The organism is Psychrobacter pulmonis, from assembly GCF_904846465.1.
Taxonomy (GTDB): Bacteria; Pseudomonadota; Gammaproteobacteria; order Pseudomonadales; family Moraxellaceae; genus Psychrobacter; species Psychrobacter faecalis.
On sequence record NZ_CAJHAT010000004.1, the window covers coordinates 92,664 to 105,492 of the forward strand.

The 12,829-nt window shown below is 41.9% G+C and carries 11 protein-coding genes and 1 pseudogene; 11 read left to right on the forward strand and 1 reads right to left on the reverse strand.

What is annotated here, in order from left to right; genetic code table 11:
- Positions 1-52: 52 nt before the first annotated feature.
- The 10 genes and pseudogenes from JMX70_RS08395 (at position 53) to yfaE (ending at position 9,470) form a co-directional block, all read left to right on the forward strand.
- Positions 53-493: a hypothetical protein gene (locus JMX70_RS08395; protein ID WP_201591219.1), complete on the forward strand. Its 441-nt coding sequence runs from the start codon at positions 53-55 to the stop codon at positions 491-493.
- A 365-nt stretch (positions 494-858) separates the two neighbouring features.
- A complete protein-coding gene (gene tenA / locus JMX70_RS08400; protein WP_201591221.1) occupies positions 859-1,506 on the forward strand; it encodes a thiaminase II in 648 nt (215 codons plus the stop codon).
- Positions 1,507-1,592: 86 nt separating this feature from the next.
- Entirely contained in the window at positions 1,593-2,291 is a 699-nt protein-coding gene (locus JMX70_RS08405) for a class I SAM-dependent DNA methyltransferase (RefSeq protein WP_201591225.1), read from the forward strand.
- A 127-nt stretch (positions 2,292-2,418) separates the two neighbouring features.
- Positions 2,419-2,799 carry a YbeD family protein gene (locus JMX70_RS08410; RefSeq protein WP_201591228.1) on the forward strand — a complete coding sequence of 127 codons (381 nt, stop codon included), beginning with the start codon at positions 2,419-2,421 and terminating at the stop codon, positions 2,797-2,799.
- 551 nt (positions 2,800-3,350) lie between these two features.
- Positions 3,351-5,627, forward strand: coding sequence for a class 1a ribonucleoside-diphosphate reductase subunit alpha (gene nrdA, locus JMX70_RS08415; protein WP_201591231.1), 2,277 nt, complete (start codon positions 3,351-3,353; stop codon positions 5,625-5,627).
- 201 nt (positions 5,628-5,828) lie between these two features.
- Positions 5,829-7,162: pseudogene (locus JMX70_RS12690) on the forward strand (P-loop ATPase, Sll1717 family).
- A gap of 81 nt (positions 7,163-7,243) precedes the next feature.
- Entirely contained in the window at positions 7,244-7,405 is a 162-nt protein-coding gene (locus JMX70_RS08430) for a hypothetical protein (protein ID WP_201591240.1), read from the forward strand.
- A 61-nt stretch (positions 7,406-7,466) separates the two neighbouring features.
- Positions 7,467-7,838 (forward strand): hypothetical protein, encoded by a 372-nt coding sequence (locus tag JMX70_RS08435; protein ID WP_227671213.1) that lies wholly within the window; start codon positions 7,467-7,469, stop codon positions 7,836-7,838.
- A gap of 77 nt (positions 7,839-7,915) precedes the next feature.
- Entirely contained in the window at positions 7,916-9,049 is a 1,134-nt protein-coding gene (gene nrdB, locus JMX70_RS08440) for a class Ia ribonucleoside-diphosphate reductase subunit beta (RefSeq protein ID WP_144296877.1), read from the forward strand.
- Positions 9,050-9,203: 154 nt separating this feature from the next.
- On the forward strand, positions 9,204-9,470 hold the full coding sequence (yfaE, locus tag JMX70_RS08445; RefSeq protein ID WP_068408173.1) for a class I ribonucleotide reductase maintenance protein YfaE: 267 nt from the start codon (positions 9,204-9,206) through the stop codon (positions 9,468-9,470).
- 120 nt (positions 9,471-9,590) lie between these two features.
- On the opposite strand, the gene JMX70_RS08450 is transcribed toward yfaE, so the two are convergent.
- A complete protein-coding gene (locus JMX70_RS08450; RefSeq protein ID WP_201591243.1) occupies positions 9,591-10,925 on the reverse strand; it encodes a S1C family serine protease in 1,335 nt (444 codons plus the stop codon).
- A 416-nt stretch (positions 10,926-11,341) separates the two neighbouring features.
- Here JMX70_RS08450 and JMX70_RS08455 point away from each other — a divergent pair, with 416 nt between their 5' ends.
- Positions 11,342-12,223 (forward strand): Nif3-like dinuclear metal center hexameric protein, encoded by an 882-nt coding sequence (locus tag JMX70_RS08455; protein ID WP_201591246.1) that lies wholly within the window; start codon positions 11,342-11,344, stop codon positions 12,221-12,223.
- Positions 12,224-12,829: the final 606 nt, after the last annotated feature.

Genomic DNA, 12,829 nt, shown 5'->3' on the forward strand with positions numbered 1-12,829 from the left:
GATATCAATTTTTTATAGCCTCTGTCTGCGCAGGCACAGCAAGCAAGAAAAATTGCTATCAGCAGCAGTATACTTAGAATTACTACAAGATGCGCTTGAGTCAGAATGTGCATTTATTGAATCATGCTTTGCGACGACTGGTGAATTTCCTGCTCCCGGTGAAGCGTATTGCCGAGCGTTTGAAGTACGTTATAAAAGCGCAATTACCTTACGGTTTTTAATTCGCATGGCCTATGCCGCACCTGCGCATTTGACCAATACCAGCGCGGCGACTTTTAACGTTTATATAAAGGTGTTGACTGAGCAAATACAGCTAGCTCTACAGCCTTATGAGCTTGATGCTGAGCAGCTAGCGCTTTATACCGACGCCTATTTAGGCGTTATCGATAGCTTAAGTGTGGAGTTGCTTTATGCAGAAGGCTTATATGAGCGCCGTTTTAAAGCCATGCTGATGCTGTATCATACAGCTATTGCACAGCTTACTAAAAAATAACTTTTTAAATCTAAGCTGCTTTTTTTATCGTTATTTGGACATCACTTGCTAATGATGACTGTTCTCGCCTATCATAGGGACGCTTGGTTGTCTTATAACCATAAAGACCAACATTTAAATCATAAAAACCTTGTCGGGGTGCTTTGATTTTTGATGATTTAACTACCATCAAAATCATAGCTGAGAGTTACCCGCGAACCTGATGCAGTTAGCACTGACGTAGGAAACAAGCGTGTCGATATATAAGTCACATTTACTTTATATTTTGCCAATCTAGTTACCCTAGACTGGCAAATTTATTGTGCCTTATCACTTCTCGTTTCTTATATTTAGCTTACTGCACTTTATAACAGTAAGTAAAAACTATGGATTACCAAACGCTACGTCACAATTGTCCCACATGGGATGATTATATTCAGCACGACTTTGTCAAGCAGCTGACCGCCGGCACGCTTGCTCCTGACAGCTTTCGCCACTACCTCATTCAAGACTATTTATACTTAATTCACTATACCCGCGTGATGGCGCTCAGTATTTATAAAAGCGATAACTTAGCACAAATGCGCGTCGGTCAAGCGGGTGTCAATGCCATGCTCGACATGGAAATTGGGATGTATTTGGATTTCTGTCATCAGTGGAATATCCCACTTGAACAAGTAAAAAATGCTCCTGAGTCTGCCGTCACCATCGCCTATAGTCGCTATATCTTAGATGCGGCAATGTCAGGCTCGCTAGCTGAACTGTATGCTGCAATTGCGCCTTGCTTGATGGGTTATGGGGAAATTGGTAAGTCTATAAAAGAACAAGGATTTATCGCTGATAATCCGTATCAGCCATGGATTGACGTGTTTTCCAGTGACGAGTTTCAAGTAATTACCGCACAAAACGAAGCACAAATTAATACGCTATTAGCCGATGCCAGCCCTGCTCAAGCAGCCAAGTTCCAATACTTATTTAATGCCGCAGCGCGTATGGAAGTTAATTTTTGGCAGCAGGCGTTAGATTTGTCTTAATTTATAAACAATCTGACTTGGTTCTAAAAAAGCCCTCTACAATCAAAAACAATGATCAATAATAACGATCCACAAGGAAAAACATCATGGCAGCATTCGATGAACACGCAAGCGCGTATGACAGCTGGTTTTTTGACAATCAAAATCTACTGACCAGCGAACTAAAACTGGTTGCTCATTTCTTGGATAAAGACAGCGAGATATTGTCTGTCGGCTGTGGTAGCGGACTGTTTGAGTCTCTACTGGCAAAAGACTATGACATTCATATCAAATATGGTATCGAGCCGTCAAAAGACATGGCAGCAGTTGCAGAAAAGCGCGGTATGCAAGTCGATATCAGCCCTGCCGAAACCTGCGAGATTGAGCCCAATAAGTTTGACATCATCATGTTTAACGGCAGCGTCAGCTATATCAGCGATTTAGATGCCTGTATCAAAAAAGCCTTTGACGCTCTAAAAACGGGCGGCAAACTTATTCTGATTGATGTACCAAAAGAAAGTGGCTTTGCCAGCTTATATAACCTTGCCAGCGCGGTAGATACGTGGGAGCATCCACTACTTGCGCACATCTCGCCTGCTGATCCTTATCCTATCGAGCTGGTTAAGTCAGCTAACTGGCGTACCTCTGATGAAAAAATCGCCTTAATGCAAGCCAATGGTTTCGTTGATTTTGAATATGCGCAGACTTTATTGACCCATCCTATGTATGCCAACGACAAGGTACAAGAGGTCATCGAAGGCTATGATCGCGGCGACTATGTAGCAATTTGTGGTTATAAAAAATAACGGTTTTAATGTGCGTTATCGCTGGGTGACACTTGAATAATACGCCGAACGCCCTTATAAATGGTGCATAAAGCGCTTATCGACATAACCCATAAGCTCATATTTTCACAAAGATAAGGACCACATCATGACTGATGATCCAAAAGACACCACTAACCCAAATCAAACGCCTAAAAGAGAAGTCAAAGTCACTGAGCTGGTCGCCAATGACGGTATCTTAAAAGGCAAAAAAACCGACGTGCAAAACCCTGAGCTGTGGGAGTTTCCAATGAACTACCCAATGAGCATCATCGGTCATGAAGGTGAGCACGAAAGCTTGCTTAATGAAGTGAAGCTTATCTTGGGTAGCCAATTCCCTGAGTTTGATTTGGCCTCTATGGAAGTCAAACCATCAAAAACAGGACGCTTCCATTCGGTACGTGCCAATTTATACTTAACCACTGTTGAGCAAGTGAACACGCTTTATGCGGCGCTTGATAATGCAAAAACCGTACGTATGGTGGTTTAAACTCAGTTTTGCTAATTTTATAAAATCTAGCCCGTTTTTCATCCGAATCGTCACTCATATGGGTGGCGATTTTTTATTGTCTGCGGTACAATCTCCACCCGAAATATAACTGCTATTTAGACAATTGGCACTTATAAATTTAGCCAACAATAAAAAGTAAATCCGCGCCATTTTTTACAAAACTTTTATTATTTTTCTTATCGGCGTCTAACCCTTATCCCATCGTCCTTTGCCAAAATTTGGACACGCTTTACCCTCGCATCAACATAGTTTGCCCTTAAAATCAATATAGCATTTTCAAAATTTTCCCGCTATATTGTGTCCACCTACTAACAAATACGCTATATGTAGTGCTCAGTGATTTAAACCGTCACTATGAGCCGCGGCATCGTTTTGCCTAAAAAAACATCTGCCATGACAGGATATCTTGTCTTAAAACAGATAGCGTCTGAAAGATAGCGTGACAAAGCATGTCTGCCAGATTTAACCGCGCAGCAGCCTATAAAGCAACATTATAAATAACTACCTAGCAATCAACTTACGAGGTCAGCATGACACATATCGATAATATCAAAGTAACCAAACGTGATGGACGTTTAGAGCCCATTGATTTAGACAAGATTCATAAGGTTATCGAGTGGGCAGCTCATGATTTAGATAATGTGTCGGTATCGCAAGTTGAGCTAAAGTCGCATATTCAGTTTTATGATGGCATCAGAACGCGTGATATTCACGAAACCATCATCAAGTCAGCCGCCGACCTTATCTCTGAAACCACGCCTGACTATCAGTATTTAGCCGCGCGCTTGGCCATCTTCCATTTACGTAAAATTGCTTATAACAAATTTACCCCGCCGCATCTGTATGACCATGTCAAAACGTTGACCGATGCTGGTAAATACGACGAACATATTCTAAAAGACTATAGCCGCGCAGAATTTGATGAATTAGAAGCATACCTCGACCACTGGCGCGATATGAATTTGGCTTATGCTGCCGTTGAGCAAATGGCGGGTAAATACCTCGTGCAAGACCGCGTGACCAAGACCGTTTACGAGAGTCCGCAGTTTTTATATATGCTCGTAGGCATGTGTTTGTTTGCCAACTATGAAAAGAGCGAGCGCTTAAGCTATGTCAAACGCTTTTATGATGCGACCTCACAATTTAAAATCTCGCTACCAACGCCTATCATGTCAGGTGTACGTACGCCGTCGCGCCAGTTTAGCTCGTGCGTCCTAATCGAATGTGGTGATAGCCTAGACTCTATCAACGCCACCACCAGTGCCATCGTCCGTTATGTGTCGCAGCGCGCTGGTATCGGCATCAACGCTGGTCGTATCCGCGCCCTTGGTAGCCCTATCCGTGGCGGCGAAGCACAGCATACTGGCTGTATTCCATTTTACAAACTGTTCCAAACGGCGGTGAAATGCTGCTCACAAGGCGGCGTACGCGGCGGTGCAGCGACGTTATTTTATCCATTATGGCATTTAGAAGTTGAGTCATTATTGGTGCTAAAAAACAACCGCGGCGTCGAAGACAACCGTGTCCGTCATATGGACTACGGCGTCCAGCTAAATAAAACCATGTATACCCGTTTGATTAAAGGTCAAGATATCTCGCTGTTTTCACCGTCCGATGTTCCGGGTTTGTATGATGCATTTTTTGAAGATCAAGACACCTTTGAAGAACTATATACCAAGTATGAAAACGACCCTAATATCCGTAGCCGTCAAATTCCAGCGACAGAATTGTTTAGTCTGATGATGCAAGAGCGCGCCAGCACTGGTCGTATCTATATCCAAAACGTCGACCATTGTAACACTCATAGCCCATTTGACCCGACAGTTGCGCCGATTCGCCAGTCAAACCTATGTATGGAAATCGCGCTACCGACCAAGCCACTTGATAATATCAATGACGAAACTGGCGAGATTGCTCTTTGTACGCTATCAGCAGTCAACTTAGGCAAAGTTGAAAACGTCAGCGATATCGAAGAGCCAGCCGAGCTTATCGTCCGCGCGCTTGATGCCCTACTCGACTATCAAGACTATCCAGTCAAAGCCGCTGAAAATGGCAGTATGCGTCGCCGTACCTTAGGTGTTGGCGTGATTAACTATGCGTATTATCTTGCGAAAAATGGCGTACGCTATTCAGACGGCAGCGCGCTTGGTCTGACCCATCAAACCTTTGAAGCGCTACAGTATTACCTCTTAAAAGCCTCGAACAAATTGGCCAAAGAGCAAGGCGCTTGCCCTGCGTTTAATGAGACTACTTACTCGCAAGGTATCCTACCGATTGATACCTATAAAAAAGACTTGGATCAAATCTGCCAAGAGCCGCTACATCTCGATTGGGAAACGCTACGAGGTGAAATCACCACTCACGGTCTGCGCAACTCTACCCTAACTGCTTTGATGCCGTCTGAGACCTCTAGTCAGATTGCCAACGCCACCAATGGTATCGAGCCACCACGCGGTCTGGTGTCTATCAAAGCCTCAAAAGATGGCATCTTAAAACAAGTCGTGCCTGAGATTGATAAGCTAAAAGACCAGTACGAGCTACTATGGCAAATGCCGAATAATGACGGTTACCTAAAGCTGGTCGCTATCATGCAAAAGTTCGTCGATCAAAGTATCTCTGCCAATACCAACTACGATCCTGTTCGTTATGAAGGTGGTCGTGTACCGATGAAGATATTGCTTAAAGATCTGCTGAACGCGTATAAGCTAGGTGTGAAGACCTTGTATTATCATAACACTCGTGATGGTGCGAACGATGCCCAAGCGGATATGGAAGATGATTGTGCTGGCGGTGCATGTAAGATTTAGGCTATTGATGGATGGCGGGTTTGGCTTTTGGGTTAAGCTCGCTGTTTATTGTTATTGAACTCTTAAATTTAGTTAGCCTCAAGGACGGAGATAATTATGCCTGACGAACGAATAGAAGCCTTTAAAGAAGTGGCTAGCTGGAAAATCGACTCTAATCTTGAAGATAACGAAAGGTACTTTTATAAGACTTTTGAAGTAGATATGCTTCTTAAAGGGGAAAAGTCTTATGTAATAGGAAGAAAAGGTACAGGTAAAACTGCTATAGCTAATTTTTTAAAATCTAATGCTTCCTATGATTATTTTGTTAGAAGCATATCTCTTAAACACTTTCCTTTTAATGAGCTTTATATTCTGAAAGATAGTAGTTATACAAATCCTAATGAATACATAACTATCTGGAAATATATAATATATATAGAAATACTATACTTAATGCAATCCAATGAATCATTAGATTCAGGCTTAAGAAAAGCTATTGAATCAATTTTGCCTAATAAGCCTATCAATAGTTTATCTAGAAGAATTAAAAGTATTACTTCAAAAGAATTTAAATTTGATGCAAAGATATTTTCTTTTTCATATGGTACGTCAGATGCTGAAGATCAACTAAGTTGGATAGAAAAAGTCGATGTATTAGAGGAATTAATTTTTAAAAATATTGGTAATGCTACCTATTTCATCATATTTGATGAATTAGATGAAGACTATCGGTATCAGTCAGTATTAGAATCAACCGGTGAATATTTAGATTTGATAGCAGGTCTTTTCAAGGCTGTCCAATATATTAAATCTCTTTCATTCGAGCATAAGCTAAAAATAAACCCTGTCATTTTTTAAGAGACGATATCTACGATTTGATTCAAGACCACGACAAAACTAAATGGAGTGATTTATCAATATCTTTAAAATGGACAAAATATTCTATCCAGTCATTGATAGCATATAGGTTATCTAAAGCTATTAGTCCAGAACATCCAGTTGATAGTTTCGATAAGGTGTGGAGTTACTTCTTCTCAAACAGAACTATACGTTTTGGTGGAAATCGGGATAAAAGGACTTCTATATACGATTGGATTACTAGAGAAACACTGATCAGACCAAGAGATTATATTAAATTTATTCAATTATGTGCTAAAAAAGTTTACGAATCTAATGAGAATGAAGTTCTACCATCCACTGTGACTACACAAGATATAACGTATTCAAGCTATTTCCGAAGTGAGTTAGCAGATGAAATTCACGTTATACTTCCTGACATTGAAAAAATATTTGAACTACTCTCCAGAATCGGTAAAGCTCATTTAAAGATAGAAGAGTTTAAATCTTCGTATGAAGAACTTTATGCTGAAAGTGATACACCTCATAAAGACTATAAATTCGTTTTACTAGCTTTATTCAAATTTAGTGTGATAGGTAATCATAGCAATGATACTAATAAACTGGTCTCTAGACATATTAACACTGAAGCAAAATTAAACTTTAACCATACTATTGCAGTGCATAGAGGTTTATATAAATCACTACAGCTATATTAGAAAGCGATTAGAGTATTAAAAAGTAGCCTGCCCTACGCTAAAATCTATCATTGATAGATTATAAACCACGCCCTAACACGGTTGTCTAGCCCCGACTATAGCGGTATCCTACTGACGACGATGGCGATGCAGTCTGTGGCTGGACGTAGTATCGAGACAACAGGAATGCGGTCAGACACGATAGACTGCACGCCAGCGGCTAGGCAGATACAAGCGGTAGGCGGGATTGGCTACTTAATATAATGACTATTAAATAAAAACACTTTGGCTTTACCTCTATAATTGAAACACACAAAGAATAAAAATGACGGAGGTCATAGACGTGCAATATACCGCAATCATCAAAGACGGTGGTTTGTTTATCCCTAACGTATTTTCAGACCTAAACGATGGTAACTCGTATATCGTGCAAGTAGCAGTCGATATCGACGACGTTCGTCAGCAATTAGATAGTAGCGCAGTAGAAAAGATGGACGCGCCAAGACCAGCAAAAAAACCCGTTAAAAAGCAGACAAAAAAAGAAGTTCAGAAAGCCGCAGAGGTAGAATTAAGTACACTGCGTAAGAGTGCTATCGATGAGCTAGAAAGCTTAGACGATAGTGAGCTTAGCGAGATTTTTAAAGCGTATATGAATGATGGACAAGAACCAACGCAAATATCTTTAGAGAACCTATAACGCCGTTTTGCCCGTATTCTTTAGACGGTATTTTAAAACTTTTGATTCACAACTGTAGCACTTATAAAGGTGGAACTATGACTTACTCGATTTTTTCCCAAACGCCAAACAATGCGCTAACAGAGCCGATGTTTTTTGGTCAGCCGGTCAACGTGGCGCGTTATGACCAACAAAAACACCCTATCTTTGAGCAGTTGATTGAAAAGCAGCTGTCATTCTTTTGGCGTCCAGAAGAAGTCGACGTTTCAAAAGACCGTATCGATTATGGCAACCTGTCGTCGCATGAGCAGCACATCTTTATCAGTAATCTAAAATATCAGACCCTACTGGACTCTATCCAAGGTCGTAGCCCAAACGTGGTGCTATTGCCGCTGGTGTCAATTCCTGAGCTTGAGACGTGGATTGAGACGTGGACGTTTTCTGAGACCATTCACTCGCGCAGCTACACCCATATCATTCGTAATATCGTTAATGATCCCGGCGTGGTCTTCGATGACATCATGCAAAATGAGCACATTTTAGAACGCGCCTCTGATATCGCCAAGTACTACGATGATTTGTACTACGACTCACAGCTTTATAATATGTATGGCGCAGGCACGCATACCGTCAATGGCAAAGAAGTGACCGTTAGCTTAAAATCGCTGAAAAAGCAGCTGTATTTGTGCTTAATGGCGGTTAACGTCCTAGAAGCCATTCGTTTTTATGTGTCATTTGCTTGCTCGTTTGCCTTTGCTGAGCGCAAGCTGATGGAAGGTAATGCCAAGATTATTAAATTAATCGCCCGTGATGAGGCGCTGCATTTAACTGGGACGCAACATATCCTAAACTTGATGCGTAATGGTCGTGACGATCCAGAGATGGTTGAGATTGCTAATGAATGCTATGCAGAAAGCATCGAAATCTTTACCAAAGCGGCGCAGCAAGAAAAAGAATGGGCGGGTTATCTGTTTAAAGACGGCTCAATGATCGGCTTAAATAAAGACATCCTTTGCCAATATATCGAATATATCACCAATTTACGTATGGAAGCGGTTGGCTTGCCAGTAGCGTTCCCGAACTCAAAATCAAACCCTATTCCATGGATTAATACGTGGTTGTCGTCTGATAACGTGCAAGTTGCGCCGCAAGAAACGGAGATCAGCTCATACTTGGTCGGTCAAATTGATTCAGATTTATCCAATAGCGATTTTGACGACTTTGAGCTTTAAGAGCTTTAAACGTTTGGCTTTAATAATATGATTGTCATGGCTTAATTTTACTATTTTAAGGTTAGGCCACTATCGTTTTAGCAAGATTTTATGATTAAAAATTACCATTAAAGGCACTTTACATGCGATGGGAAAATTAAGATAAGGTTGAATTATGACTTGGGTAATGACGAGTAAGAAGCAATTCTACTTGCATGATGACGAAAGTCTGCTCGATGGATTGCTACGCACCGGACACGATATCAATTATCAGTGTAAGGAAGGCTATTGTGGCAGTTGCCGCATCAAGCGCATCGCCAGCTCACACGTTATTGATTATCCGTTTGAGCCGCTTGCTATGATTGAAGAAGACGAAATCTTGCCCTGCTGCTGCCGCGTGCAAGGCGTCATTTATATCAATCATGAGCTGATAGAAAAATAGCAGCGACATTCATAAAGTTATTTTTAAAAGTAAAAATGCTAATAAAAAAGCGCGCTATTTTGAAGATAGCGCGCTTTTTTTATTTTTTAAATTCCACAGTAATATGTGTAAACCATACTTTTATAAAGGTGCGCCATCTCTTTCAAATAGCTGCAATAGCTCTTCGCGCATACGGTCACGCTCCGCTTCTGACATCATAGGCACCTCTGTCCCTTCATCTTGTAGACTAGGATCGCCCATACCACCAAGCGTTTCATCGTGAATGATAACAGGGCGCGCCATAGGTTCTTGCGCTGGACGCTCTTCTAGCAGGATTTTTACTTGCTTGTTTTTGCCTTGGCGTAAGACTTGGGCATTAAGCGTGGTATTTGGTGCTTTACGAGCGACATATTGGATTAAGGTATTGGCATCGGTCATCTCAATACCGTCAATTGACAAAATAATATCGCCAATGCGTAAGCCACTCTTAGCCGCTGGACTTTTAGGCACGACATTAAATACTTCGACACCTGTTGAAGTTTCAAGCTGCGTAGGATCTCGTAGCTGCGATTGGATTTCGATACCCAACCAACCACGACTAACCTTTCCATCTTTAATAATGGCATTCATCACTTGCTCAACGATGGCAGTAGGAATGGCAAAGCCAATACCCATCGAACCGCCAGAGCGCGAGTAAATAGCGGTATTAATACCAATGAGCTCGCCGTAAGCATCAACCAGCGCGCCACCTGAGTTACCCGGATTGATCGCCGCATCGGTTTGGATAAAGTCTTCAAACTTATTAACCCCAAGTCCTGTTCGCCCTGTCGCCGAGATAATACCTTGCGTCACCGTCTGACCAACCCCGAATGGATTACCAATCGCCAATGCCACATCGCCAACACGAATAGGGTCTTTACGAAAACCAAGGGGCGTCAAATCAGTCATATCAACTTTAATCACCGCCAAATCGCTGTCTGGATCGGTACCAATCAATTTCGCACGACTCTTGCGCCCATCATTAAAGGCCACCGTAATTTCATCAGCTTTTTCAAGGACATGAGCGTTGGTCACGATATAACCATCTTCTGAGACAATGACCCCAGAACCCAAGTTAGTATTGCCCTGCTCTTGGGACGGCCCACCATGAAACTCAAAAAATCGGCGCAATACCGGATCGTTCATATAAGGATGCTCGGCCATCGTCTGCGTGGTATAGATATTGACGACAGATTGTGACGCGCGAGCAACGCCATTATGATAAGAAGCAATCGGCGCAGGTGTATCGGACGCTGGCGCTGATGCTTGCTGCTCGGCAGGCATGGTTCTAGGCGGCTCCCACGCTTGCTCTGATGCCGTCTTCATACTCGTAAACAACCAAATAAACGCTGCAACCACTATCAGCAACAAAACCCAAGGCAACCACGTTAACGCGCCGGCCTTGTTATTGTTATTGGTATTCCGAGATGACGACATATAAAAACCTCTCTATTTTAAAAATAGTTTTGTGAAAACAGTTTGGTAAAAACAGTGAATGAATGATAACTATACGCAAACGCTTCTCGTTGGGCAGTGATGCCTAATAATACCTAAGACAAGATTGAATAATATAAGCGCTACGGATTCTATAGATTCAGGTATGCAAATTATAACTGGCAACATCGATAAATAGTAACGTATCGTGTACCGTTTCAGTTATCCGCGTTATCTACTCTTTTACAGCACCATGCTAAAATGGCGCTATTAAACACCCTAACGACTTAGAGCAAAGTTAATTATAAACAGATATTTTGCTTATTTAGCGGCAATACTTACTGCATTGAACGCTTGAAATTTGTAAATAACAAACAATCAAGAACCGTCCGTAACGGCAACAATTATAAGGAAAGACCATGACCGAACACAATAGCTCGACCGAAACCTTAAACCAGCTTTCAAATCAGTTCTCAAGTCAGTTTTCAAGCCAAACGCCAAATAAGACGATTAGCGCACAAGCTTTGACGGATTTTTGTGACGACTACTTATCAGCAGCAGCCTTTAAAGACTATGCACCAAATGGCTTGCAAGTAGATGGCGGGCGACCTATCGGTCGTATTGTCACCGGTGTCACCGCCTGTGAGGCGTTGATTGACGCCGCGATTGCTGATAACGCCGATGCTATCGTGGTGCATCATGGCTATTTTTGGAAAGGCGAGCCTGAGACCATCACAGGCATGAAAGGTCAACGTATTCGCAAACTGATGCAGCATGGCATTTCTTTGATTGGCTACCACCTGCCACTCGATGCCCATCCTATTATTGGCAATAATGCCAAACTTGCTGAGTTACTCGATATGAATATCATCGGTGCGCTTTATCCGCATGAGTCGCATCCGGTTGGCAATATTGCCAGCTGCCAGCCGCAAAGCGCTCAAAACCTTATTACCCAGATTACCGCTGCTTTAGGTCGGGTGCCATTACACATTCCCGCCACCTATAACGCCGCAACCAACGCTGAGCCTACGCAAGCGGACAGCAGATTGATTGAACGCGTGGGTATCTGTACAGGCGGCGCGCAAGATATGATTGAGCAAGCAGCATTGATGGGCTGTGATGCTTATATTTCTGGTGAAATATCAGAGCGCACTACCCATAGCGCCCGTGAGCTTGGCATTGATTACTTTGCCTGCGGTCACCATGCCACCGAGCGCGGCGGTATTCAAGCGTTGGGCGAACTACTGGCTGAGCAACTTGGCTTGCCCGTGACTTTTATTGACATTGATAACCCAGCCTAACCATTAAGCTCCGCTTGATAATCAAACAGTTTTATCTACCTACAATTGTTTTTTCTCAGTTGAAGCACTAAGTTTATTAAGCGTTAATATTAATATTTTGCGTCAAATACAGAAAATGCTGCTTAGGCGCAATCTTTTCTTATAGCACTTTTTGTCACTGGGTCAGCCAAAACAAAGGCGTTTTTTACCGTTTATAGTGCTATTGTTAAGTTTTATCGCTAATTTATTAACTCCACTTGAATAATATAATGAATATCCGCATATTAGTTCCTGAAGAAAGAATGTCTTGTCATGAGACTTCCCATTTTTATAGCTTCCGGTTATGGCGCTAAAATTTTTTTCATCGATTAAAGCTCTATTTTTTAATAAATTAATAAGGTTTTTAACGGTGATCATTTAAATACTCTCTTTGCCTTATTTAGCTGATGAGACAGTGGTTTTTAAACAGTATTTTTATTTTAGCGTCGCGATAAGATTAGAGCAAAATTTCTCTGATGGTGTTTTTTTTACTCGCTAGCAGACAAGGGGTATTACTCATCTTTATCGCTGAGCAAACCATATTATTAGCCAGCTCCTCTACTACAATCGATTTAAAGAGTAGCTCGT